Source organism: Streptosporangium brasiliense, assembly GCF_030811595.1.
Lineage (GTDB): Bacteria > Actinomycetota > Actinomycetes > Streptosporangiales > Streptosporangiaceae > Streptosporangium > Streptosporangium brasiliense.
Window position 1 is genome coordinate 2,786,479 of record NZ_JAUSRB010000002.1, and the last position, 23,633, is coordinate 2,810,111.

22 protein-coding genes are annotated in these 23,633 nt (G+C 72.7%); 15 read left to right on the forward strand and 7 right to left on the reverse strand.

Annotation, left to right across the window (positions count from 1 at the left end):
* Positions 1-61 precede the first annotated feature (61 nt).
* From pdxR to iolB, 6 genes are all read left to right on the forward strand, one after another.
* Entirely contained in the window at positions 62-1,504 is a 1,443-nt protein-coding gene (gene pdxR / locus J2S55_RS21620; protein WP_306863929.1) for a MocR-like pyridoxine biosynthesis transcription factor PdxR, read from the forward strand.
* 434 nt (positions 1,505-1,938) lie between these two features.
* A complete protein-coding gene (locus J2S55_RS21625) occupies positions 1,939-2,916 on the forward strand; it encodes a Gfo/Idh/MocA family protein (RefSeq protein ID WP_306863931.1) in 978 nt (325 codons plus the stop codon).
* Positions 2,913-3,791: a TIM barrel protein gene (locus tag J2S55_RS21630; RefSeq protein ID WP_306863932.1), complete on the forward strand. Its 879-nt coding sequence runs from the start codon at positions 2,913-2,915 to the stop codon at positions 3,789-3,791. The genes J2S55_RS21625 and J2S55_RS21630 overlap by 4 nt, the downstream gene beginning before the upstream one ends.
* The gene (gene iolC, locus J2S55_RS21635; protein ID WP_306863934.1) at positions 3,788-4,753 is read left to right on the forward strand and encodes a 5-dehydro-2-deoxygluconokinase; all 966 of its coding nucleotides are present in this window, start codon (positions 3,788-3,790) and stop codon (positions 4,751-4,753) included. The genes J2S55_RS21630 and iolC overlap by 4 nt, the downstream gene beginning before the upstream one ends.
* 68 nt (positions 4,754-4,821) lie before the next feature.
* Entirely contained in the window at positions 4,822-5,703 is an 882-nt protein-coding gene (locus J2S55_RS21640) for a Cgl0159 family (beta/alpha)8-fold protein (protein ID WP_306875521.1), read from the forward strand.
* 67 nt (positions 5,704-5,770) lie between these two features.
* Positions 5,771-6,592 (forward strand): 5-deoxy-glucuronate isomerase, encoded by an 822-nt coding sequence (iolB, locus tag J2S55_RS21645; protein WP_306863936.1) that lies wholly within the window; start codon positions 5,771-5,773, stop codon positions 6,590-6,592.
* A gap of 71 nt (positions 6,593-6,663) precedes the next feature.
* Here iolB and J2S55_RS21650 read toward each other — a convergent pair whose 3' ends face one another.
* On the reverse strand, positions 6,664-7,827 hold the full coding sequence (locus J2S55_RS21650; RefSeq protein ID WP_306863938.1) for an MFS transporter: 1,164 nt from the start codon (positions 7,825-7,827) through the stop codon (positions 6,664-6,666).
* A gap of 377 nt (positions 7,828-8,204) precedes the next feature.
* On the opposite strand from J2S55_RS21650, the gene J2S55_RS21655 reads away from it, so the two are divergent.
* Positions 8,205-8,807: a DUF1707 SHOCT-like domain-containing protein gene (locus J2S55_RS21655; RefSeq protein WP_306863940.1), complete on the forward strand. Its 603-nt coding sequence runs from the start codon at positions 8,205-8,207 to the stop codon at positions 8,805-8,807.
* Positions 8,808-8,837: 30 nt separating this feature from the next.
* Here the strand turns inward: J2S55_RS21655 and glpX are convergent, their stop codons facing one another.
* On the reverse strand, positions 8,838-9,872 hold the full coding sequence (gene glpX / locus J2S55_RS21660; RefSeq protein ID WP_306863942.1) for a class II fructose-bisphosphatase: 1,035 nt from the start codon (positions 9,870-9,872) through the stop codon (positions 8,838-8,840).
* Between the two features lie 82 nt (positions 9,873-9,954).
* On the opposite strand from glpX, the gene J2S55_RS21665 reads away from it, so the two are divergent.
* Together J2S55_RS21665 and J2S55_RS21670 are read left to right on the forward strand one after the other, a co-directional pair.
* Entirely contained in the window at positions 9,955-10,560 is a 606-nt protein-coding gene (locus tag J2S55_RS21665; protein ID WP_306863946.1) for a TetR/AcrR family transcriptional regulator, read from the forward strand.
* 38 nt (positions 10,561-10,598) lie between these two features.
* Complete coding sequence (locus tag J2S55_RS21670; RefSeq protein WP_306863948.1) at positions 10,599-11,132, forward strand: DUF4245 domain-containing protein; 534 nt, start codon at positions 10,599-10,601, stop codon at positions 11,130-11,132.
* Positions 11,133-11,571: 439 nt separating this feature from the next.
* Here the strand turns inward: J2S55_RS21670 and J2S55_RS21675 are convergent, their stop codons facing one another.
* Positions 11,572-11,802: an exodeoxyribonuclease VII small subunit gene (locus tag J2S55_RS21675; RefSeq protein WP_306863952.1), complete on the reverse strand. Its 231-nt coding sequence runs from the start codon at positions 11,800-11,802 to the stop codon at positions 11,572-11,574.
* 63 nt (positions 11,803-11,865) lie between these two features.
* Here J2S55_RS21675 and J2S55_RS21680 point away from each other — a divergent pair, with 63 nt between their 5' ends.
* On the forward strand, positions 11,866-12,342 hold the full coding sequence (locus J2S55_RS21680; protein WP_306863954.1) for a GNAT family N-acetyltransferase: 477 nt from the start codon (positions 11,866-11,868) through the stop codon (positions 12,340-12,342).
* Here the strand turns inward: J2S55_RS21680 and xseA are convergent.
* Both xseA and J2S55_RS21690 read right to left on the reverse strand, forming a co-directional pair.
* Complete coding sequence (gene xseA / locus J2S55_RS21685; RefSeq protein ID WP_306863957.1) at positions 12,320-13,528, reverse strand: exodeoxyribonuclease VII large subunit; 1,209 nt, start codon at positions 13,526-13,528, stop codon at positions 12,320-12,322. The two genes, J2S55_RS21680 and xseA, sit on opposite strands and share 23 nt — an antisense overlap.
* Before the next feature lie 27 nt (positions 13,529-13,555).
* Positions 13,556-14,524, reverse strand: a complete 969-nt coding sequence (locus J2S55_RS21690) for a DUF8129 domain-containing protein (RefSeq protein ID WP_306863958.1) — start codon at positions 14,522-14,524, stop codon at positions 13,556-13,558.
* Between the two features lie 109 nt (positions 14,525-14,633).
* On the opposite strand from J2S55_RS21690, the gene J2S55_RS21695 reads away from it, so the two are divergent.
* Entirely contained in the window at positions 14,634-15,602 is a 969-nt protein-coding gene (locus J2S55_RS21695; RefSeq protein ID WP_306863961.1) for a 4-hydroxy-3-methylbut-2-enyl diphosphate reductase, read from the forward strand.
* A gap of 168 nt (positions 15,603-15,770) precedes the next feature.
* Here J2S55_RS21695 and J2S55_RS21700 read toward each other — a convergent pair whose 3' ends face one another.
* Together J2S55_RS21700 and J2S55_RS21705 are read right to left on the reverse strand one after the other, a co-directional pair.
* Positions 15,771-16,295: a DUF6542 domain-containing protein gene (locus J2S55_RS21700; RefSeq protein WP_306863963.1), complete on the reverse strand. Its 525-nt coding sequence runs from the start codon at positions 16,293-16,295 to the stop codon at positions 15,771-15,773.
* A 134-nt stretch (positions 16,296-16,429) separates the two neighbouring features.
* Positions 16,430-17,734, reverse strand: a complete 1,305-nt coding sequence (locus J2S55_RS21705) for a DNA recombination protein RmuC (protein WP_306863967.1) — start codon at positions 17,732-17,734, stop codon at positions 16,430-16,432.
* Between the two features lie 198 nt (positions 17,735-17,932).
* Here J2S55_RS21705 and ychF point away from each other — a divergent pair, with 198 nt between their 5' ends.
* The 4 genes from ychF (at position 17,933) to J2S55_RS21725 (ending at position 23,570) form a co-directional block, all read left to right on the forward strand.
* Positions 17,933-19,021: a redox-regulated ATPase YchF gene (ychF, locus tag J2S55_RS21710; RefSeq protein ID WP_306863969.1), complete on the forward strand. Its 1,089-nt coding sequence runs from the start codon at positions 17,933-17,935 to the stop codon at positions 19,019-19,021.
* A 375-nt stretch (positions 19,022-19,396) separates the two neighbouring features.
* Entirely contained in the window at positions 19,397-20,431 is a 1,035-nt protein-coding gene (locus tag J2S55_RS21715) for a conjugal transfer protein (protein ID WP_306863971.1), read from the forward strand.
* A 166-nt stretch (positions 20,432-20,597) separates the two neighbouring features.
* A complete protein-coding gene (locus J2S55_RS21720; protein WP_306875523.1) occupies positions 20,598-20,858 on the forward strand; it encodes a hypothetical protein in 261 nt (86 codons plus the stop codon).
* Positions 20,859-20,903: 45 nt separating this feature from the next.
* On the forward strand, positions 20,904-23,570 hold the full coding sequence (locus J2S55_RS21725; protein WP_306863974.1) for a TcpE family conjugal transfer membrane protein: 2,667 nt from the start codon (positions 20,904-20,906) through the stop codon (positions 23,568-23,570).
* The last annotated feature ends 63 nt before the right edge of the window (positions 23,571-23,633 follow it).

Consider the following 23,633-nt stretch of genomic DNA (forward strand, 5'->3'; position numbering starts at 1 on the left):
CATGCTAGGAGGCCAATGGTTCCCGAAACGGGTCCAATCAACCGCTGAGAACGAGGACCAATTGGCCGATCTGCATGTGACCGTCGACCGGGCGGCAGGCGGGATCGCCGGGCAGATCGCCCGTGAGCTGCGGCAGGCCGTACGGCAGGGCAGGCTCCCGGCGGGAGAGCGGCTGCCGGCCAGCCGTGAGCTGGCCAAGGACCTGGGGCTGTCGCGGGGCGTGGTCGTGGAGGCGTACGAGCAGCTCGTCGCGGAAGGGTTCCTGATCTCGCGGGTCGGCGCGGGCACCAGCGTGGCCCCGGCGGCGAGCCGGCCCCCGGCGGAGACCGCCCGCACCACCCTGGCCGCCGGCAAGCCGTACTACGGGAGCCGTTCCACCTCCCCCGACCTGAGCGCCTTCCCCCGCGAGCGGTGGCTCGCCGCCATCAGACGCGCCCTCGCCACCCTGCCCGCCGACGCGCTCGACTACGGCGACCCCGGTGGCATCCCCGGCCTGCGCGAGGAGCTGGCCGGCTACCTGAGGAGGGTCCGGGCGGCCGACGTCAGCCCGGACAACCTGGTGATCGTCGGCGGGGTGGCCCAAGGGCTGAGCCTGACGCTCCAAGCGCTCACCGGGCAGCCCGCAGAGGGCCGGGCCACCCATGACCTGAACTGGTTCGTCGACCGGATCGCCCACCCCGCGCCGCTCCCCGGCCGGATCCGGCTGGCCGTCGAAGACCCCACCAGCCTGCGCCAGCTCCCGCTGCTCCGCGCGGCGGGGGCCGACCTGGTCGCGGTCCCGGTGGACGGCGAGGGCGTCGACGTCACGGCCCTGGCCGCGACCGGGGCGCGGGCGGTGCTGCTCACCCCCGCCCACCAGTACCCCACCGGCGTGGTGCTCTCCCCCCGGCGCCGCGCCGCGCTGATCGAGTGGGCCACCGGGACCGGCGCGATGATCCTTGAGGACGACTACGACGCGGAGTTCCGGTTCGACCGCGACCCGGTGGGCTGCCTGCAGGGCCTCGCCCCCGGCCACGTGGTCATGGCCGGGAGCGTGAGCAAGTCCCTCGCCCCGGGGCTCCGGCTGGGCTGGGTGGTGGCCCCGCCCGGGATCGCCGAGTCGGTCCGGCTGGCCCGCGGCGAGCTGGACCTGGGTTCGCCGGTCCTGGAGCAGTACGCGCTGGCCGACCTCATCCGGACCGGCGGCTACGACCGGCACCTGCGGAGGATGCGCCGGGAGTACCGGGCCCGGCGCGACGCCTTCGTGCGGGCGCTGGCCGACCACCTGCCCGAGATCACGGTGCGCGGCGTCTCCGCGGGGCTGCACCTGTTCGCCGAGCTGCCCGGCGGCTGGGACGAGCACTCGGCCGCCGAGACGGCCCGGGCGTGCGGCCTCGCCGTCGAGCCGGCGGGTCCGATGCGCAACGCCCCCGGGCCGCCCGCCCTGGTCATGGGCTTCGCCCGCCTCCCCGTCCACCACGCCGACCAGACCATCCGCGCCTTCGCGGCCGGCCTGCCCCACTGACCGCGACGCCTGTTTGACGGCGACGCCTGTTTGTTGGCGACGCTGCGCGTCGCGGCTCGGGTGCTGGTAACCGGTGGCTTCCCTCGTCGCTCGTCCGCTGTGTTGTTGGCGACGCTGCGCGTCGCGGCTCGGGTGCTGGTAACCGGTGGCTTCCCTCGTCGCTCGTCCGCTGTGTTGTTGGCGACGCTGCGCGTCGCGGCTCGGGTGCTGATAACCGATGGCTTCCCTCGTCGCTCGTCCGCTGCGCTCCCTCGCTCCTCGGTCCAGCCACCGGCGCACCCTCGCGGGCTCCCTCGCTCCTCGGTCCAGCTCACCGGCGCACCCTCGCGGGCTCCCTTGGGGGTAGATGGTCTTCATGTCCTGACAAATCCTTGACGAGTTCCGATGCCTTCGCTTAGAACTGGAGGTCAGCCGCTATCTCCCTCGGAGGCATCATGCGTGTTGGTCTGCTAGGTCTTGGCCGGATCGGGGCATTCCACGCCGCGACGCTGGCGGCGCATCCCTGGGTCGAGGAGTTGGTGGTGGCCGACGCGGACGCCGCGCGGGCGGAGGAGATCGCCGCCAGGCTGGGCGCCGGGGTGGGCGACGCCTTCGACGCGGACGCGGTGGTGATCGCGACTCCGACGGCGGGTCACGCGGAGCTGTTGCTGCGGGCCTGTGAGCTGGGGGTGCCGGCCTTCTGTGAGAAGCCGGTCGCGATCGGGGTGGAGGACACGCTGCGGGTCCTCAAGGCGGCCGGGCAGAGCGGGACGGTGGTGCACATCGGGTTCCAGCGGCGTTTCGACGCCGGTTACGCGGCGGCGCGGGCGGCGCTGCGCGGGGGCGGGCTGGGCACGTTGCACCGGGTGCACCTGGTCACCGCCGATCCCCGGCCGCCGGCGGCCGGTTACGTGCCCGCCTCGGGGGGGATCTTCCGGGACTGTCACATCCATGATTTCGACATCCTGCGCTGGGTCACCGGCCGTGAGGTGGAGACCGTCTATGCCGCCGGTGCCAACCGGGGCGCGGCCTTCTTCGCCGAGGCCGGTGACGTCGACACCAGTGCCGCGCTGCTCATCCTGGACGACGGCACGCTGGTGACGGTGCAGGGCTCGCGCTACAACGGCGCCGGGTACGACGTGCGGATGGAGCTGGCGGGCACGATGGGGACCCAGGTGGCGGGTCTGGATCGGCGTGTGCCGCTGACCAGCGCCGAGGGGTGGCAGCCGCCGGGTGAGCCGTGGCCGGACTTCGCCGTCAGGTTCGAGGCCGCCTACGTGGCCGAGATGGGCGCGTTCCTGGCCGCGGCGCGGGGCGAGCGGGAGAGTCCCTGCACGGTCGATGACGCCCTGGCCGCGCTCTACGTCGCCGAGGCCGCCGAGCTGTCCAGGCGCGAGGGGCGTCCGGTCCGGATGGCGGAGGTGACCAAGTGAAGACCGCCGCTGCCCCGATCTCCTGGGGCGTCTGCGAGGTGCCGGGCTGGGGCCGCCAGCTCGACCGTTCCCAGGTGCTCGCCGAGATGCGCGACCTGGGCCTGACGGCCACCGAGCTCGGGCCGCAGGGGTTCCTGCCGCCCTCGCCGTCGCGCTGCCGTTCCCTGCTCGCCGGGTACGGCCTGCGGGCGGTCGGCGGGTTCGTCCCCGTGGTGCTGCACGACCCCCACCACGACCCGCTGCCGGAGGTCCGGGCCGCGATGCGGGCTTTCCGGGACGGCGAGGTGGAGGTGGTCGTGCTGGCCGCCGCCACCGGCGGGGAGAGCTACGACGCCAAGCCCGCCCTGGCGGCGGGCGGCTGGAAGACCCTGCTGGCCAACCTGGGCCGGATCCTCAAGCACGCCAAGGAGTTCGGCCGGACGGTCACCCTGCATCCGCATGTCGGGACCATGGTCGAGACCCGGCAGGAGGTGGAGCGGGTGCTCGAGGGCAGTGAGGTCGCGCTCTGCCTGGACACCGGTCATCTGCTGATCGGCGGCACCGACCCGATGGACCTCGTCCGTGCGGTCCCCGGGCGGATCGCGCACGTCCATCTCAAGGACGTCGACGCGGGCCTGGCCGCGCGGGTCGGGGCGGGCGGGCTGTCCTACACCGAGGCGGTGCGGGCGGGGATCTACCGTCCGCTCGGCCAGGGCGAGGTGGACGTCGCCGGGATCGTGGCGGGGCTGGGCGCGGCCGGATACTCCGGCTGGTACGTCCTGGAGCAGGACGTCGTGCTCGGCGCCGGTGACGGCGCCGCGCCCCGGGAGAACGTCCGGGCGAGCCTGGCCTACCTGCGGGGGCTGGCCGGTGGGCGGGCGGAGGGGTCGGCGTGATCGAGGTGTTGACCATGGGGCGGGTGGGGGTGGACGTCTATCCGCTGCAGGTGGGGGTGGGGCTGCGGGAGGTGGAGACCTTCGGCAAGTATCTGGGCGGCAGTCCGGTCAACGTGGCGGTGGCGGCGGCCCGGCTGGGCCGCTCCAGTGCGGTGATCACCCGGACCGGGGCCGATCCGTTCGGGTTGTTCGTCCATGACGCGTTGCGGGCCTACGGGGTCGATGACCGGTATGTCACGGCGGTGCCGGGGCTGCCGACGCCGGTGACGTTCTGTGAGATCCGGCCGCCGGAGGATTTCCCGCTGTATTTCTACCGGCATCCCAAGGCGCCGGATCTGGAGATCTTGGCGGGGGAGTTGGATCTGGAGGCGGTGGCCGGGGCGCGGGTGCTGTGGGCGACGGTGACGGGGTTGTCGCGGGAGCCGTCGCGGGGGGCGCATTTCGCGGCGTGGCGGGCGCGGGGGCGGCGGGTGCACACGGTGCTGGATCTGGATTACCGGCCGGTGTTCTGGCCGGGGGTGGGGGCGGCGCGGGCGCAGGTGCGGCGGGCGTTGGGGCAGGTGACGGTGGCGGTGGGGAATGTGGATGAGGTGGAGGTGGCCACCGGGGTGCGGGAGCCGTTGGCGGCGGGGCGGATGTTGCTGGAGGCGGGGGTGGAGCTGGCGGTGATCAAGCGGGGGTCGGCCGGGGTGGTGGGGATGACGCGGGCGCAGACGGTGGAGGTGGCGCCGGTGCCGGTGGAGGTGGTCAACGGGTTGGGGGCCGGTGACGCCTTCGGCGGGGCGTTGTGTCATGGGTTGTTGGAGGGGTGGCCGTTGGAGCGGGTGCTGCGGTTCGCCAACGCGGCGGGGGCGATCGTGGCGGGGCGGTTGGCCTGCGCGCCCGCCATGCCCACCCTCGACGAGGTGGGAGAGGTGCTCGGCCCGGAGTGGGCGGACCCGGCGCGGGGGAGCGGGCGTTGAGCGCGACAGGCCCGGAGCCGGCGGGCGCCCGGCCGGATGCGCCGGAGCCGGCGGGCGCCGTGCCGGGCGTGAGCGCGGAGGGCTACCGGGAGCTGCGCGAGACCCGCGCGCGCTCTCCCTGGCGGGTGGCCGAGGCGGCGGCGGCCCGGCGGCGGCGGAGCCTGCTGGAGGACCGCGACCGGCTTCTGATCGTCGCGGCCGACCACACGGCGCGGGGCGCGCTCGGTGTCGCCGGCCGGCCGATGGCCATGGCCGGCCGCGTCGAGCTGCTGGCGCGGCTCATGACCGCCCTGGCCCGGCCGGGGGTGGACGGCCTGCTGGCCACCCCCGACATCGTGGAGGACCTGCTGCTGCTCGGCGCGCTGGAGGGCAAGCTCGTCATCGGCTCGATGAACCGGGGCGGCCTGCAGGGCGCGGCCTTCGAGTTCGACGACCGCTTCACCGCCTACGACGCCGCCTCGATCGTCCGGATGGGCCTGGACGGCGGCAAGATGCTCTGCCGGATCGGTCTGGACGACCCCGCGACCGCCGCCACCCTGGAGTCCTGCGCGACGGCGGTCACGGAGCTGGCCGGGCACGGCCTGATGGCGATGGTCGAGCCGTTCTGGTCGCGCAGGGTCGACGGCGCGGTCAGGCACGACCTGTCGCCGGAGGGGATGATCCACGCCATCAGCGTCGGCCAGGGGCTCGGCGCGACCTCCGCGCACACGTGGCTGAAGATCCCGGTGGTCGACGACATGGAGCGGGTGATGCGGGCCACGACGCTGCCGACCCTGCTGCTCGGCGGTGATCCCGGAGACACTCCTCAGCACGCCTACAGCGCCTGGCGCGAAGCTCTCGGGCTCCCCGGGGTGCGGGGGCTTGTGGTGGGCCGCGCGTTGCTGTACCCCTCCGATGACGACGTGGCCGCGGCCGTCGACACCGCCGTGGCGATGCTGGAGGTGGCATGAGCGAGCGATCGGCCAGGCACAGCGCTGGAACGTCACGTCCCGGCGGGCGGCGAGGGGAGGCGAGGGCATGACTCTGATCCCCGCAGGCAGCGCGGCGCTGTCCCCGTGGGCGCTGCTGATCACTCCGGAGTCGGCCGGATGGACCTACACCGGGCTCCGCCTGCTCTGCCTGTCCGGCGAGAGCGTGGAGTTCACCACCGGTGAGGAGGAGATGCTGGTCCTGCCGCTGTCGGGCTCGTGCGAGGTCGAGTGCGACGGCGTGCGGCTCGCGCTGCACGGCCGGACCTCGGTCTTCCAGGCGGTCAGCGATTTCGTCTACCTGCCGGTCGGCTCCACCGTCCGGATCACCGGCCGGGGCCGCTTCGCCTTCCCCGCGGCGCGGGCGACCCGGCGTTTCCCGGTCCGGTACGGCCCGGCGCGCGAGGTGCCGGTCGAGGTGCGCGGCGCGGGCCAGGCCAGCCGCCAGGTCAACAACTTCTGCGCCCCCGACGCCTTCGACTGCGACAAGCTGGTGGCGGTCGAGGTGCTCACCCCCGGCGGCAACTGGTCCTCCTACCCCCCGCACAAGCACGACACCGCCTCCCCGCACGAGGCCGTGCTGGAGGAGATCTACTACTTCGAGGGCGGCCCCGGCTACCAGCGGGTCTACGGCACCCACGACACCCTGACCGAGGTCTCGGGCGGCGACGTGGTGCTCGTCCCGCACGGCTACCACGGCCCGTCGATGGCCGCCCCCGGCTACGACCTGTACTACCTCAACGTCCTGGCCGGACCCGCCCCCACACGGTCCATGGCCTTCTGCGACGACCCCCGGCACGCCTGGGTCCGCTCCTCCTGGGCGGACCAGCCGGTCGATCCACGGGTCCCCATGACGAAGGCGTCGCGATGAGGCTCACCACGGCGCAGGCGCCCGTGCGCTTCCCGGCCGGTCGGCCGACGGACCGGACGTGACCAGCGGCCCTACTTCTGCGGCACGAGTTCCGGTTTCGGCTGGAAGCCCCTGGCCAGCGGCACGATCAGGGCCACCAGGACGGCGGCGGGCACGAACGCCGCCCGCGCGTCCATGGTGTCGTTGACGGTGCCGACCACGGCCGCGCCGACGAGGAAGCCGACGTAGTTGAACACGTTGACGCGCGCGATCGCCGTCTCGGCCCCGGCGCCGAGGCGGCCGGCCGCCGAGAACGACTGCGGCGCGATGACGGACAGGCCGACGCCGATCAGGCCGAACGACAGGACGGCCGATGTGACGCCCGGGGCGGCGACGACGCCGAGCGTGCCCACGGCCGCGATCACCGCGCCCACCCGGACGACCGGGGCCGGGCCGTACCTGCGCACGGCGAAGTCCCCGGGGACCCGCGCGAGGAGCATGGCCGCCTGGTAGACGAGGTAGGCGAAGGGCACCAGCCAGCCGCTCGCCGACAGCGCGCTCTCCATGTAGAGGGTGCTGTAGTTGGAGACCGCCGCGTCACCGACGTAGAGGAACGCCATCGCCAGGCAGAGCGGGATGATCGGCCGCCACGGCACCCTGGCCGTCTGCGCGGCGCGCGCGGTCGCCCGCTCCCCGTCCCGGTCGTAGAGGCGGGGGAGCATGATCACGGAGATCGCGGCGCCGATCGCCACTGGGACGGAGAACGACCAGCCCAGGCCGGTGCCGAAAGCGCTGAAGGCGGAGTTGAACCCGGCGCCCAGCATCGAGCCGACGCTCCACACGGCGTGGAAACCGGTGAGCACGCTCATGCCGTAGCGGCGTTCGACCGCGACCGCCTGCATGTTCATCGCCGCGTCCACCGCCCCGACGAACAGGCCGAACACCGCGCTGAGCAGGTAGAGCCCGATGAGCTGGGTGTTCCATCCCACAAGGGCCACGACCATGCAGACCCCCACCTGGGAGATCCGCAGGACCGGGCCGCTGCCGTACTTCGCGGCCAGCGGGCCGGCCACGACGCTCCCGACGCCGGCGATCACCGGGACGAGCAGCAGGACGAGGGTGAGGTCGCCGTCGCTCAGCCCGAACCTGTGCTGCAGGTCGATCACATGGGTGAGCAGGGTGGCGAAGCAGAGGCCCTGGACGAAGAAGGCGGCCCAGGTCGCCACCCGTGCTTGCCTGTCGCGTGGGGTCGGCATCACGACCTCCAGAGAACATGAGGGGGGTTCAGGTTCTCGTCAGAGTAGGGGCGCCGTCTCCGGCGGTCAATGGCTGATCATCCGGACCGTCGCGCCCGGCGTCCGGGGCGGCGTGGCCAAGAGCGGTGCGCGCGTTCGGGGCGGTGTGGCCAAGAGCGGTGCGCGCGTCCGGGGCGGCGTGGCCAGGTGCGGTCCGGGCGTCCCGGCAGGAGTGGTCGGGAGCGGTGTGCGCGTCCCGGCAGGAGTGGTCGGGCGTGTCCCGCGTGACCTCGGCCGCGCCCGGCGCTCCGCCGTGATCGCCGGCACCGCCCTCTTCCGGCGCCATGTCGGCGGCCTTGCCGCGCCGCTACGGCCCTGACAGCGATTATCGTCGAAGGGTGGACAGTTCCCCGCCCCCGTCGATCCGTAACTCCGGGCGCCTGCCGCGCCCCGGCGACCTGCGCGCCGGGGACGACGACAGAGCACGGGTGGCCGCCGTGCTGGGCGACGCGCTCGCCGACGGCCGGCTGGACCACGACGAGCACGAGGAGCGGCTCCAGACGCTCTACCGGGCCCGCACGCTGGGCGAGATCGCCGCGCTCACCGCCGACCTGCTCCCGCCCGAGGCGCAGCCGCTGCGGACCGACGTCCGCCCGGTGCTGGCCTTCTTCGGCTCGGACGAGCGCTCGGGCCGCTGGGTGGTGCCCACCCGTTTCTCCGCCACCGCGGTCTGCGCCAACGTCACGCTCGACCTGCGCGAGGCGCTGCTCCAGTCGGGCCACGTGACGCTCCAGGTCACCGTGATGGCTGCGACCCTCACGCTGATCGTCCCGGAGGGCGTCCGGATCGAGATGCCCGCCTCCGCCTTCATGGCGGGCAAGAAGAACCAGGTCCCGCCCTCGCCCGACGGACCGCTCATCGAGATCACCGGGATCGTCACCCTGGGCAACATCGTCGCCAAGTCGCCGAAGCGGCCCCGCCGCTCGTGGTTCCGCCGCTGAGCGGACGGGCCACGAGCGGCGCCGGGCCGGTCAGCTCGCGCTGTCGAAGTTGATCGCGCTGTAGGCGCGCAGCTTCCAGAGCTGGTGCTCGCTCTCGATCTTGCGGATCGTGCCGGAACGGCCGCGCATGACCAGGGAACTGGTGACGGCGCGGCCACCGCGGTAGCGGACGCCCTGCATGAGCTCACCGTCGGTGATCCCGCTGGCCGCGAAGAACACGTCGTCGGAGCGGACCAGGTCGTCGGTGGTCAGCGTGGCGTCCAGGTCGAGTCCGGCGTCCAGCGCCCGGCGGCGCTCGGCGTCGTCCTGCGGCCACAGCCTGCCCTGGATGACGCCGCCCAGGCACTTGAGCGCGCAGGCCGCGATGATGCCCTCGGGGGTGCCGCCGATGCCGAGCATCAGGTCGACGCCGGTGCCCGCACGGGCGGCCATGATCGCTCCGGCCACGTCGCCGTCGGTGATGAGCTTGATCCGCGCCCCGGCCTCCCGGACCTCCTGAATGATCTTCTCGTGGCGCGGCCGGTCGAGGATGACCACGGTCACGTCCGACGGCTCGCCGCCCTTGGCCCGCGCCACCGCGGAGATGTTGTCGGCCACCGGCGCGTTGATGTCGACCGCCCCGGCGGCCTCGGGGCCGGTGACCAGCTTGTCCATGTAGAAGACGGCCGAGGGATCGTACATCGAGCCGCGCTCGCTGACCGCGATGACCGAGATCCCGTTGGGCATGCCGAGCGCGGTCAGGCGGGTGCCGTCGATCGGGTCCACGGCCACGTCGCATTCGGCGCCGCTGCCGTCCCCGACGTGCTCGCCGTTGTAGAGCATCGGCGCGTTGTCCTTCTCGCCCTCGCCGATCACCACCACGCCGTTCATCGACACCGTGTTGATCAGCTGGCGCATCGCGTTCACCGCGGCGCCGTCGGCGCCGTTCTTGTCACCGCGCCCGACCCAGCGGGCCGCGGCCATCGCGGCCGCCTCGGTGACCCTGACCAGTTCGAGGGCCAGGTTGCGATCAGGTGCGTGTGCACCCGTGGCGAGCGCGGCAGGTACGGACGTCTGATCGGACATGACGAGGAGCCCCTCTCGTGGATTACTGCATCGATCGTAGTTGCCTCCCTCTTGCCGGGCGGCGAGGGATAATGTGCCCACCATGAGTAGCGACACGGAACGGCTGGTGACAGGCGTGGCTGCACGGACCTCCGAGCGGGGTGCCGCCACGCGCGTCGCGCTCCTCGCGGCCGCCAGGGAGGTCTTCGTCGCGAGCGGTTTCGCGGAGGCCGGTGTCACCGACGTGGTCGCCCGCGCCGGGGCGAGCGTCGGCAGCCTCTACCACCACTTCTCCGGCAAGGCCGATCTCTACCTGACGCTCTTCGACGACTTCCAGACCCGGCAGACCCAGCGGACCAAGCAGGCCGTCCAGGAGGCCCGGACCGGGGGCGAGGCCGACCCGATGCGGCTGTTCATCGCCGGCGCCCGCGCCTACCTGGAGGGCTGCTTCGCCGAGCGCGAGCTCGCCGCGCTGTTCCTGCGCGGTGACGGGCCCCCGGGGTTCGAGGTCATCATGCGCGACCGGCTGCGCCAGTGGGCCAAGCGCAACGCCGCCCTGTTCGAGGGCGACGAGGGCGCGCTGGTCGTGGTCCTCACCGGCGCGCTCGCCGCCGCCGTCTCCGAGGTCGCCCTGTCCGAGGACGAAGAGGCGTCCCGCAACCTCGCCGAGGGCGTGCTCGCCATCGTCGGGCAGATCAGGCGCCCCTGAGACCGGACCGCGCCCCCGAGCGACTAGTCTCGACAGTCGTGGAACGGTTCACTCAGGGTTTCTACGGCTATGCGGTCGCGATGCTGGTCTGCCTCGCCGGCGTCGGCGTGTTCCTGCTGGTCACACCGCAGAGCAGGACCGAGCACATCCCCAAGGTCGACTTCTCGTTCGACGTGGCCAACATGCGCCGCGACGCGCCCTACCAGGTGTGGTCGCCGGATCAGGTGCCCGCCGGCTGGATCCCGACGAGCTCCCGGATGACCAAGGAGAAGGGCGCGGTCACCTGGAGGCTCGGCTTCGCCACCGCCAAGCGCTCCCACGCGATGCTTGCCCAGAGCGACGAGAGGCCCGCGGCCGAGTTCGCCAACCGGCTGGCCAACACCGGCGAGGTCACCGGCAGCGTCCAGATCGGCGGGGTGACCTGGGAGCAGCGCGTCCGCAAGGACAAGAACCAGCGCTCCCTCGTCCGGCTCCTGCCCGACGCCACGGTCGTCGTCACGGGCACCGCCCAGTGGGACGAGCTGTCGGCCCTGGCCGGATCCATCAAGCAGCAGACGCGGGTGACCTCCTAGGGGCCTGTCCGGGGCCCGGACCATGAGGTCGCGGCCTCACCTGGGCGGTGCGGCCCGGCCCTGACCGGGCGCGGTGACGATCGACGGACAGGACCGGCGCGCCGCGGCCCGTGCTGTTCCCGCGGGCCGGCCACCGCGTGCGGAGCAAGGTCGACAACGGCGTCGGCGCGTACGGCACGGCGCTCCAGAGCTCGATCCGCTCCGCGCCGGACGCGTTCTTCGCCAACGACCGCTCCGGCGACGTCAACGGCGCCACCGTCACCTTCACCGATGGCTCGACCGTCTCCGACGGCGCCATCGCCTCACGCGCCCGGGACTCCGGCGACGGCGACACCTCGACCGAGACCGACCCGTCCAGGACGTACGCCCCCGTCCAGGACGTACGCCGCCGTCCCAGGACGTACGCTGCCGTCCCAGGACGTACGCCGCCGGACAGACCTCAGAAGGGCGCGTCCCCTGCGGGGTCGGGCTGCCGGCGCTGCGCCATGGCGGCGGCGAGCTTCACCCGGGCGCCCTGGAGCCACTCCTCGCACAGCGACGCCAGCCGCTCGCCGCGCTCCCACAGCTCGATCGACTGCTCCAGCGTCAGCCCGCCGGCCTCCAGGCGGCGGACCACCTCGGTCAGCTCCTCGCGTGCCTGCTCATACGACGGTGTCTTCTCATCGGCCACATCCCCACCCTAGAGTCACCCGCCGGCACAAGGGGCGGATCACGGTCCTGGGACACTGCATGGATGAGCGTTCGTACCGCGACCCCCGAGGACATCCCCGAGCTGGTCCGCCTGCGTGAGATCCTGGCCGACCGGATGGCCCAGGACGGCAGCTACCCGGTCGACGGTCAGTGGCAGGACACCTACGCCGACAGCCTCAAGGAGAGGCTGGGCAGCGACGACACGGCCGTCTACGTGGTGGACGCCCCCGAGGGCGGGCTGGCCGCCTGCGGCATGGGCCTCATCTTCGAGCGCTTCCCCGGCCCCACCCTCACCAACGGCCGCTGCGGCTACATCCAGGACATGACCACCGCCCCGGGCCACCGGCGCCGGGGACACAGCCGGGCCATCATGGCCAAGCTCATGGAGTGGTACCGCGACAGCGAGGTCCGCAGGGTGGACCTGCACGCCACCTCCGACGGCGAGTCGCTCTACCGGCAGTTCGGCTTCGTCGACGACGGCCTGCGCTACCCCTCGCTCACGTGGCTGAATCCCTCCTGACCGGCACCCTGTCGTCGGGGAAGCGGATCGTCAGCTCGGCGCCGGGGGCGACGTCGGCCGCCCGCCGTACGACCTCACCCGTGGGGCGCTGCACGATCGCGTAACCGCGCTCCAGGGTGGCGGCGGGGGACAGGGAGACCAGGCGGGCCCGCAGGTGCTCCAGGGAGTCCTGGGCGCGGTCCAGGGAGGCGGTCAGCGAGCGCCTCGCCCGGTCCCTGAGCTGCTCGGCCTGCTCGGCCCTGCGCTCGATCTCACGGACCGGGTCGGCCAGGGCGGGGCGGGAGCGGACCGCGGCCAGCCAGGCCGTCTCGCGCTCCAGCCATCCGCCGGCCACCCGCCGGCCCCGGTCGCGGAGCTGGCGGATGAGCGTGAGCTGCTCGCCGACGTCCGGCACGACCTTCTTGGCCGCGTCCGTGGGGGTGGACGCCCGCACGTCGGCGACCAGGTCGAGCAGCGGGTTGTCCTGCTCGTGGCCGATGGCGCTGACCACCGGGGTCCGGCACGCCGCCACCGCCCGGACGAGCGCCTCGTCGGAGAAGGGCAGCAGGTCCTCCATCGACCCGCCGCCCCGCGCGATCACGATGACGTCGACCTCGCCGTCCGCGTCGAACTTCCGCAGAGCCTCGGTGACCTCGGTGACCGCGTACGGGCCCTGCACGGCCACCGGCTCGACCTTGAACCGCACCGCGGGCCAGCGGCGCCGCGAGTTCTCCAGCACGTCGCGCTCGGCGGCCGAGTCACGGCCGCAGATCAGCCCGATCGTGCCCGGCAGGAACGGCAGGCGCCGCTTGCGGTCGACTCCGAAGAGCCCCTCGGCGGCGAGCACCTGGCGCAGCCGCTCCAGCCGGGCCAGCAGCTCGCCGACGCCGACCGGGCGCATCTCCAGGGCGGTGAACGCGAAGGAGCCCTTGTTCACCCAGAAGTCCGGCTTCAGGTGCATGACGACCCGGGCGCCGTCCACCGGCCGGGGGACGGTCGCCTCGTAGACGCCACGGGGGCAGGTGACCCGGGCCGAGACGTTGGCCACGGGGTCACGCAACGTCAGGAACACCGTGCCGCCGCGGGCGGTCAGCTCGGTGATCTGCCCCTCCACCCAGACGGTGCCGAGTTTGCCGATCCAGCCGCCGACCATCTGCAGCACGGTGCGGACCGGGAGCGGCTGTTCCGGGGTGGTCTTCGAGGTCATGGTCGGGAGCCTACGCGCAAGCTGCGGCTATCCGGCCGCCTCCAGCTTGGCCAGCCGGTTCTCGTACATCCGCACGACCTCCGGACGGGCGGTGGTGGCCCGCTCGTAGTCGATGAGCTCCTGGATCTGCTCGGCCGTCTTGCCGCGCATCCGGGCGCGCAGGGACGCGATCGACAGCTGGCCGTAGCCGGGCATCGGCTCGGCGGGGACGGCGACCGCCTCGGGGACCGGCGTGGCCACCGGAGGCTCGGCGACCCTGGTCTCCGTGACCTCGACCAGCGCGGCGTCGGCCGCCTCGGGCTTGACGACCTCGACCTCCGTGACCTCCACCTTCGCGGCCGCGGGCTGGGAGACGGCGGCCTCTGCGGCCTTGGGCTCCGCGGTCTTGGACTTGGCCTTGGGCGCGGCGCTCTTGGTCTTGGTGGCCTTGGCGGGCTCGGCCTCTGCGGTGTCGGTCTCGACAGGCTTGGCTTCGGGGGTGGTGGCCTCGGGCTCGGCGGGCTTGGCTTCGACGGTCTCGGCCTTGACCGGCTCGGTGGCCTTGACCTCTGCGGGCTCGGCGGGCTTGGCTTCGACGGTCTCGGCCTCGGTGGTGGCGGGCTTGGCCTTGGGCTTGGCGGGGGCGAAGATGACCGGCTCGGGACGGGACTTGGCGCCGTTGGTCTCGGGCGTGATCTCCTTGGTGGAGGCGCTCTCCGGGCGGGGGGCGAAGATGACCGGCTCGCGGCGGGCCGGCTTGTCCTCGGTCTTGTCGTCCTTGGCGGACTCGGCCGGCTCGTCGGCGGTCTGCGTGGACTCCTCTTCGTCCTGCTGGCCGATACGCTTGATCGTGCTCCGCACGCGGTCGCCGATCAGCAGGGCCTGGCCGACCCCGCTCAGCGCGGACTGCAGCACGTAGAGCGGCAGGTCCTTCGCCTTCTCCTTGAACCCTTCGCGGCTGGAGAGCGCCTCGCGGACATTTCTGGTGACATTACGGAGGATGTCGGGGACTGCCATGTCGTCTCCCTGGGAGGTCTGTTTTAGGCGTCTAGTCTCGCAAGACTGTGCCGTATGAGGTCATAGGACGCGTGGGCGGCCCAGCGGACACTCCACGTAGCATAAGAACATGACTTCAGAGACCCCCGCGACCCGACGTGTGCTTGTGGCTAGACCCCGTGGCTACTGCGCAGGGGTCGATCGAGCGGTCGAGGCCGTGGAGAAGGCCCTTGAGCAGTACGGCGCGCCGATCTACGTCCGCAAGCAGATCGTCCACAACACCCATGTGGTCAAGACGCTGGAGGAGCGGGGAGCGATCTTCGTAGAGGAGACCGAGCAGGTCCCCGAGGGCGCGATCGTGGTCTTCTCCGCCCACGGGGTCTCTCCGGCGGTCCACCGGGAGGCCGCCCGGCGCAGCCTGAAGACGATCGACGCCACCTGCCCGCTGGTGACCAAGGTGCACAACGAGGCCAGGCGCTTCGCCTCCCAGGACTACGACATCCTGCTCATCGGCCACGAGGGCCACGAGGAGGTCGAGGGCACCGCCGGCGAGGCGCCCGACCACATCCAGCTCGTCGACGGCCTCGACTCGGTCGACGCCGTCCAGGTGAAGGACCCCGACCGGCTGGTGTGGCTGTCGCAGACCACGCTGTCGGTGGACGAGACGGTCGAGACGGTCTCCCGGCTCAAGGAGCGTTTCCCGAACCTCATCGACCCGCCGAGCGACGACATCTGCTACGCCACCCAGAACCGCCAGATCGCGGTGAAGGAGATCGCCGCCCAGGCCCAGCTCGTCATCGTCGTGGGCTCCGAGAACTCCTCCAACTCCAAGCGGCTGGTCGAGGTCGCCCTCGACCACGGAGCCGACGCCTCCTACCTGGTCGACGACGCCTCACTCATCAAGGACGAGTGGCTCGACGGCGTCACCACGGTCGGTGTGACGAGCGGCGCCTCGGTCCCGGACGAGCTCGTCGCCGGCGTCCTGGCCCGCCTCGCCGCGCACGGCTTCGACGACGTCGAGGAGGTCGAGTCGGTCAAGGAGAGCGTCCGCTTCGCCCTCCCGCACGAGCTGCGCAAGGACCTGCGCGCCACCGTCTGACCCGCCCTCCCCGCTCTGTACGGCGGCGCCGCGTGCCGCCGTACGGGCGTCCTCGGCCTGAGGTCCTCCGCAGGTCCACGGTCCCTCGCCGGCCGGGCCGTGCGCCCGCAGCGGCCGTGCCGCGCGATCGCCGGCCGGGCTGTGCGCCTACGGCGGCCCGCCCCGCGGCTACTGGCCTTCGCGGGGCGTGCCGTACACCTTGGGTTCGAAGTAGCCTTCGGGCTCGGGGGCGTAGCCGACGCTGTCGCCGCTCCTCGGGCGGGGAATGTCGGGGCCGGCGGCCCGCAGCTCCTCGCGCAGGTCGCGGACGCACTGGGCCAGGCCGCGCCGCCAGGCCACGACCAGGACCAGGAGCGAGCCGCCGAACAGCCACGGGGCGCCGGCCGACAGCTTGGTCAGCATGCCCAGGCCGAACGCCTGGACCGGTGAGGCCGCGCCCAGGGCCCGGACCGCCTCGGCGACCAGCGTGGCCGCGAAGAAGATCAACGGTGGTGACACCACCAGCGAGAGCAGGTCGCGCCGGTTCACCAGCGACACCGCCGCCGCGCAACCGGCCACGAACGCCAGGCCGGTCAGCACCGGCAGGCCGAGCAGCGCCTGCGCGACACTGCCCGCCAGCGTGAACACCAGCACGGACGCCACCGCGCCCCGGGCGGTCAGCCGGATGCCGGCACTCCGCTTCTGCTCACTCACGCGCTCACCCCGCCAAGCGGCTGCCCGTCGCCTCGATCGTCCACCAGTCGTCCCCCTCGACCTCGGCCCCTCATCGCCAACCCCCTCCGCTCCGCCTCCAGTGTCCGGCCGACGGCGTCTTCGGGGAACGGCTTTCAGGGCAGGTCGTTCGCCAACTTACCGTTCAGCCGGGAGATGGGGGACGAGCTTGCGCCCTCTTCTTCCAGTAGTTCGGGCGAGGTCAGCGCGCGCGGCAGGTCCTCGACCGTGCCGGGCCTGTCCAGCTCGGTCTCGACCAGCCCCAGGTCGTTCAGCTTGCGCGCGCTCACCAGCACCCGGGTCTCCAGGGAGCCGACCGTCCGGTTGTAGGACTCGACCGCCCTGCTCAGCGACCGTCCCATCGTCTCCATGTTCCGCCCCATGGTGCCCAGCCGTTCGTAGAGCTCCTTGCCGAGCTCGAAGACCGCCCGCGCGTTCTCGCTGAGCGCGGCCTGCTGCCAGGCGTACTGCGCGGTGCGGAGCATGGTGATCAGCGTGGTGGGCGTGGCGATGTGGACCCGCCGCCGCATGGCGTACTCCAGCAGGGCGGGGTCGCGTTCCAGGGCCGGGGCCAGGAACGCCTCGCCGGGGATGAAGAGCACCATGAACTCCGGCGCCGGGCTGAACGCCTGCCAGTAGGCCTTGGACGCGAGCCGGTCCACGTGCTCGCGCACGTGCCGGGCGTGGGAGTCGAGCCGGGCCGACTGGTGGTCGGGGTCGCCGGACTCGGCGGCCTCCAGGTAGGCGGCCAGGGAGACCTTGGAGTCGACCACGATGTTCTTGCCGCCGGCCAGTCGCACGATCATGTCCGGCCGGAGCACGCCGTCGGCGGTGGTGGCGCTGGCCTGCTCGTCGAAGTCGCAGTATCGCTGCATCCCGGCGATCTCGGCGACCCTGCGGAGCTGGAGCTCCCCCCACCGGCCCCGGGCCTCCGGGCGCTGCAGGGCACGCACCAGCGCGGTCGTCTGGACGCGGAGCCGGTCGTTGCTCTCCCGGACCACGTCGATGTGCTTGGCCAGCTCGGCGTGGGCGGCCCGCTGGCCCGACTGGGTGTCGCGCAGCTGCGCCTCGACACGGGCCAGGGTGTCCTTCAACGGCTCGATCAGGTGCTCGACGGCCTGCTTGCGCTGCTCCAGCTCCCCGGCGGCCTCGGCGCGGCCGGCGGCCAGCCGGGTCTCGGCCAGCTCCAGGAACCGCAGGTTGTTGACGTCGAGCGCGCGGGCCGACAGGGCCTGGAACCGCTCGGCCAGCTGCCCTTCGACGTAGGCGACCTTCTCCTCGGCGGCCTTGGCGCGGGCCTCGGCCTCGGCCAGGCGCGTCACGATGTCCGCCGCTCCCGAGGAGGCACGCGCCCGGCCCAGCAGGAACCCGATCGCGAGTCCCGCGGCGAGTCCCACGGCGAGCTGGAAAGCGAGTGCCATGACATCCACCCCGGAATGATCGCAGGCCCGGTGGCTCCTGGCTGCCCGACACGCCTTCCGGATCGATTCCGGCATTTCGCCCGTGTCATTACATCTCGCCCGCCAGGCCCCGCGGACGCCGGCGGCCGCGGCCGTCCACCGGCCCGTGACGTGCCTGCGGCGGGTAGCACTGGGTGATTCCCCGTAAACTCGGCTTACGTGAGCCTGAGTATCGGCATCGTCGGATTGCCCAACGTCGGTAAGTCAACGCTTTTCAACGCGCTGACGAAGACCGCCAACGCCCTGGCGGCGAACTATCCGTTCGCCACCATCGAGCCCAACGTGGGCATCGTCGGCGTCCCCGACCCGCGTCTGGAGAAGCTGGCCGAGATATTCGGCTCCGCGAAGCTCCTGCCCGCGAAGGTCGAGTTCGTCGACATCGCCGGACTGGTCCGCGGCGCCTCGGAGGGGCAGGGACGGGGTAACCAGTTCCTCGCCAACATCCGCGAGACCGACGCCATCTGCCAGGTCATCCGGGTCTTCACCGACCCCGACGTGACCCACGTGGACGGTGAGGTCGCCCCCGAGCGCGACATCGAGACGATCAACACCGAGCTGATCCTCGCCGACCTGCAGACGCTGGAGAAGGCGATCCCCCGGCTCCAGAAGGAGTCGAGGACCAACAAGGACCGCAAGGCCACGCTGGAGGCCGCGGAGGCGGCGGTCAAGCTCCTCGACGGCGGCGCCACCCTCTACGCCGGGGCCAAGGGCGCCGGGATCGACGTGGCCGACCTGCGCGAGCTGCACCTGCTGACCGCCAAGCCGTTCCTCTACGTCTTCAACCTCGACGCCGACGAGCTGGTGGACGAGGAGCTGCGGGCCCGGCTGTCGGCGATCGTGGCTCCGGCCGAGGCCGTCTTCCTGGACGCCAAGATCGAGTCCGAGCTCGTCGAGCTCCCCGACGACGAGGCGCTGGAGCTCCTGCAGTCCGTCGGGCAGGAGGAGTCCGGCCTGTCCCAGCTCGCCCGCGTCGGGTTCGAGACCCTCGGCCTGCAGACCTATCTGACCGCCGGTCCCAAGGAGACCCGGGCCTGGACGATCCGCAAGGGCGCCACCGCTCCGGAGGCGGCCGGGGTCATCCACACCGACTTCCAGCGCGGCTTCATCAAGGCGGAGATCGTCTCCTTCGACGAGCTGGTGGAGGCGGGTTCCATCGCCGCCGCCCGCCAGGTGGGCAAGGCCCGCATCGAGGGCAAGGACTACGTGATGCGCGACGGCGACGTCGTGGAGTTCCGCTTCAACGTCTGACGGCTCACGCGTGAGGGAACGGGCCTGGTCCTCTGACCAGGCCCGTTCCTCATATGGTGACACTGTGTGATGCATTCCGAGTTAAATGCGCAGGTCGCGACAGTCTCGGCGCCGTTTGGATAGCAATGCGTGGCCTTTGAGTAATCGGGTTACCCGCCGAGCAGGCATAACGTGCTTTCTTGGCGATGTGCACAGGTGGCGGGTCCGGCCGAGTTCCAGACCGGGTTTGCTCAGTCACGACGATGCCTGCAGCATAGGCGTGGCTTTCCTGGAACAATCGGCGGGGCGGTTAGAGTAAGTGCTTGACCATGGTTAACGGGGTCGGGAGTAATACGACACCGCGCCAACCGGGGGATGGGCGCGAGCGGAGGCAAGATGGCTCGAAGGGCAACGGTCCAGCGTGATCCTCGGATCGCTGGCGACCCTGAGCTGTCGGCATACCCGGAGGAGCCCTACGGCCCCGAGTCCGACGGCGCTCCGGCCCGAGGGCGGGGCGCACCGGGCCGGGCCCGCTGGTCCGGCGGAGGCGGTCGCTGGCTGGTGTGGACCGGCCGCGCCGTGCTCTGGGCATTAATAGTGGTCATCGTGGTGAACGGGGTCCGTGCGCCTTTCGAACGCTTCACCCGGCAGAACACCGCAGGTGGGGCGGCCGCCGTTCCGGCGGACACCGAATTTCCGCTCAGCCGGGCCACCTCTTTCGCCAGCCAGTTCGCCGCCGTCTATCTGAATTTCGAGGCCGTCCGCTCCCAGGAAAGGGCCTCCCGGCTCGCGCCTTACCTGCCCGACGGCGCCGAGCCGCAGTTCGGCTGGGACGGAGTCGGCCGGATGGCCGCCGGCGCGGTGCAGCCGTACGGCACGGAAATCGTCGACCGGGAGAATGCGGTCGTGACCCTGGCCTTCCAGTCGGGAAGCCGCCGCCAGCTCCTGTCCGTGCCGGTGTTCCACGACAGCCGGACCGACAGGTTCGTGGTCTCCGGGCGGCCGGGCATCCTTCCCGCGCCGACCCCGGCGAACCTGCCCCCGGTGCCCGAGGGCGAGGGCGACGAGGCCGCCGAGGCCGAGCTCCGCACGCCCCTGGCCGACTTCTTCAAGGCCTACGCCGCCGGCGACAACGCCTCCCTGCAGCGCTACGCCGCCGCCGGGGTCACCCTGGAGGGGTTCGGCGGCGCGTTCACCCTCGTCGAGCTCAAGGACCTCGCCGTCCCTCTCGTCGGCGGCGCGACCCGGGAGGTCACCGCGACGGTCGTGTGGGGTGTGCCCTCGGGCGTGGCCCCCTCGGCCGAGCCCACCCCGTCCGACCCCGGTGACATGAGCGGCAAGCTTGAGCAGGCCTACCTGCTCACCGTGGTCAAGCAGGGCGACAAGTGGTTCGTCAAGGACATCCGAGGCGCGAAACGGTCTGTGGGGTAACACATGATCGAATGGTGCCGGTCCGCAGTGAACAGACCCCCCCTGATCAGTGAATCGGCGGTGGGCGGGTCCGGGCATGCGTGTCGCGGGTCCGTGGCCGCCCGGCGAGCACGATCATGAGCACGGAGGACGAGAAGTGATCCTGAAGACCATCCTGCTGAGCGCGATGGACCTCGCCCAGCCGACCGGTGCTCCGACGGGTGTCAACACCGAGGGACTGGCCGACTTCCTCCGTAAGTTCTTCGCCCCGCTCTTCCTCGTCGTCGTCTCCGTCGTCGCGCTCTTCTTCCTCTTCACCCGTGAGATCACCAGGTTCGTGCAGTTCATCATCCTCGCGGTGGCCATCGGAGTGATCTTCTACGTGCCCAACATCATCGAGGTGACGGCCAAGGCGATCGCGGGCGCGCTGGGCATCACGGGGGGTTGAGATCGCGCGTAGCGGTCAAAGAACGAGGGCGGAGAGGAGGAGCGTGTGGACCTGCCCACGTATACCAATATCTGGCGGATCGAGAAACGGCTCTACAAGCTGTACGACCTACGGCTGCCGATGCCGCTTCCGATCGTCTGGATCGGTGTGTTCGTGGGCGTGGTGGTGCCCTGGTCACTGGTGCTCTACCTGCTGGGCCTGCCCTTCGACGCGCCCTGGCACGTGGTCTACCTCGTGCCGCCCGGCATCGTCACCTGGCTCTCCACCAGGCCGGTGATCGAGAGCAAGAGGCTCACCGAGCTGCTCCAGTCGCAGGTGCGTTACGTGGGTGAGCCGCGCACCTGGTGCCGGATGGCCCCCACCGCCGAGCCCTCGGAGATCAGCCTCACCGGCCGGGTCTGGCGGGCCGCGCCCGGACAGGCCGCACCGGCCCGGGCCAAGGTCTCCCGCAGGGCCCGGCACGCCCAGCCCAAGCGCGCGGCGTCCTCCCGCGAGGTCCGTCCCGCGGTGGCCGCCGCCGCCGCGGCGGCAGCGGCCGCCCCGGTCGCCCGCGAACGCGTCGCCTGGGGCACGCGCACGCCCCGCCGGGGCACCGCTCCGGCCCTCGGGCAGGCGGTCCCCGCCGAGGGGCCCGTGGCCGCCGCTCCCGCCACGCCTGCCGTCTCCCCTTCGACGACGCGGGCCGCCTCCGCTCCGGCGGAGCCGGTCGAGCGGGTCTCCCTCGCTCCGCCGCCCGTGGCCGCCGCCGCACTGGTCAAGATCCCGGCCGACCCCGCTCCGGCGGCCCCGGCCGGGCAGGCTCCCGCCGATCCGGTCGCGCCGATCGGCACCGAGGCGTTGCGGCGGCTGCGCAGGCTCGCCGCCTCGGCCGAGGCGGAGCGCCCCGCTCCGGCCGGGACCGGCCAGGACGGGGTTCAGACGGACACCGCCTCCACCGCTCCCGCCGAGCGGCCCGTGGCCGCCCCCAGGGCCGCCGGCCGGCTCCCCGAGCGGCCCACGGCCGCCGAGGAGCCCGTGGAGCGGTCCGCGGCCGCCGAGGAGGCCGTCGAGCGGTCCACGACTGCTGAGGAGCCCCTGGAGCGGTCCGCAGCCGCTGAGGAGCCCGCCGGGTGGTCCGCGGCCGCCGAGGAGCCCGTCGAGCGGTCCGTGGCCCCGGCCGACCCCGCCGGGCGGCCCACGCCGGTCGAGCGGTCCACGCCCGCCGAGGAGGCCGTGGAGCGGTCCGCCGCCCCGGCCGCTCCCGTCGGGCGGTCCACGACCGCTGAGGAGATCGTCGGGCGGTCCACGACCGTTGAAGGGTCCGCGCCCGCCGAGGATCCCGCCAGGCGGTCCATGGCCGCCGAGGAGCCCGTCGAGCGGTCTGCGGCTCCGGCCGACCCCGCCGGGCGGCCCACGCCGGTCGAGCGGCCCGGACGGCCTGTGCTGCCCGAGCGGCCCACGCCGGTCGAGCGGCCCGCGGCCGCGGCGGGCCCCGCCGAGCAGGCTCCCGCCGAGCCGCGGTTCATCGGGCCCGCTCCGGTCCGGCGGCCCGCCGGACCGGAGGTGCGGGTGGGCGACGCGGCGGCGGAGGCCGACAACGGCCTGTGGACCAGGCACCGCAAGGGGCAGCCGGCGCCGATGGGGCAGTCCGCCGAGACGCCGAGGACCTGGCAGCAGGACCGGCCCGCGGGGACGTCGGCGGGCGTGTCGATCCGGGCGGTCCCGTCCGGGGCCGAGGCCAAGGCCGACCCGGTGGCGCCCGCGGTGCCGGTGTCCCGGCCCACCCATGGCGAGGCCAGGGTGCGCCGGGTGGAGTCGGTCGTCGGCCGCGACTCCTCGGGAGGCTGGCGACGGCTGGCCCAGGTGGTCATCGGGCCCGGCGGCACCGGCCGCACGGACGGATCGGAGATCGACGAGGCACGGACCAGGGCGGTGTTCGCCGGCAGCCGCCGGGTGGTGGTGCTGGGCTGCACCGGCGGCGCCGGGCAGACCACGACCGCCCTCATGCTCGGCCACACCCTCGCCCGATACCGCGAGGACCGGGTGCTCGCGGTCGACGCCAACATCGGCATCCACGCCCTGTCCAGCCGGATCCAGGGCGAGTCGCCCGAGACCCTGACCTCCCTGCTGGCCGGCCTCGACAACGTCCACGGCTATCTGGGCATGCGCGCCTACACCAGCCGCTGCGCCTCCGGCCTCGAGGTCATCGCCGGCGACAGCGACTCCGGGGCCGAGCAGCGGCTCTCCGACCGCACGCTCTTCTCCGACCGGCGGCTCAGCCAGACGATGGACATGCTGGACCGGCACTACAAGCTGATCGTCATGGACCCGGCGGCGGCGCTGGCCGCGCGGGTGCTGCCCTACGCCGACCAGCTCGTCCTGGTCGTGCCGGCCAGCGAGGACGGCCCGGACGCGGTGGCCATGACCTACGAGTGGCTCGACGGCCACGGCTGCGCGGACCTCCGCCGACGCGCGATCATGGTCGTCAACGGGGTGAGCCGCCGCAGCATGGGCGACGTGGAGCAGGCCGAGGCGGTCGCGCGCGGCCGGTGCCGGGCGATCGTGCGGGTGCCCTGGGAGGACGAGCTGGCCCCCGGCAGGTCCGAGCGGGTGGAGCCGTCGCATCTGCGGGCGCCGGGCCGCCGGGCGTATCTCGCGCTGGCCGGAGTCGTGGTGGCGGGTTTCGGAGCGGCACAGGCGATCCGACCCAGCGAGGAGGAATTGGCCCAGTGATCCCCCGGGCGCGAGGAGACGTGGTGAACGGGCGTAACGAGGTGGGCACGTGAGCGAGCGTGG

Excerpts from the sequence above, each read along its gene's own strand:
- J2S55_RS21625 (WP_306863931.1), top strand. The coding sequence starts at position 1,939 with ATGCGTGTTGGTCTGCTAGGTCTTGGCCGGATCGGGGCATTCCACGCC.
- iolB (WP_306863936.1), top strand. The coding sequence starts at position 5,771 with ATGACTCTGATCCCCGCAGGCAGCGCGGCGCTGTCCCCGTGGGCGCTG.
- J2S55_RS21650 (WP_306863938.1), bottom strand. The coding sequence starts at position 7,827 with ATGCCGACCCCACGCGACAGGCAAGCACGGGTGGCGACCTGGGCCGCC.
- glpX (WP_306863942.1), bottom strand. The coding sequence starts at position 9,872 with ATGTCCGATCAGACGTCCGTACCTGCCGCGCTCGCCACGGGTGCACAC.
- J2S55_RS21665 (WP_306863946.1), top strand. The coding sequence starts at position 9,955 with ATGAGTAGCGACACGGAACGGCTGGTGACAGGCGTGGCTGCACGGACC.
- J2S55_RS21680 (WP_306863954.1), top strand. The coding sequence starts at position 11,866 with ATGAGCGTTCGTACCGCGACCCCCGAGGACATCCCCGAGCTGGTCCGC.
- xseA (WP_306863957.1), bottom strand. The coding sequence starts at position 13,528 with ATGACCTCGAAGACCACCCCGGAACAGCCGCTCCCGGTCCGCACCGTG.
- J2S55_RS21690 (WP_306863958.1), bottom strand. The coding sequence starts at position 14,524 with ATGGCAGTCCCCGACATCCTCCGTAATGTCACCAGAAATGTCCGCGAG.
- J2S55_RS21695 (WP_306863961.1), top strand. The coding sequence starts at position 14,634 with ATGACTTCAGAGACCCCCGCGACCCGACGTGTGCTTGTGGCTAGACCC.
- J2S55_RS21705 (WP_306863967.1), bottom strand. The coding sequence starts at position 17,734 with ATGGCACTCGCTTTCCAGCTCGCCGTGGGACTCGCCGCGGGACTCGCG.
- J2S55_RS21715 (WP_306863971.1), top strand. The coding sequence starts at position 19,397 with ATGGCTCGAAGGGCAACGGTCCAGCGTGATCCTCGGATCGCTGGCGAC.
- J2S55_RS21720 (WP_306875523.1), top strand. The coding sequence starts at position 20,598 with ATGGACCTCGCCCAGCCGACCGGTGCTCCGACGGGTGTCAACACCGAG.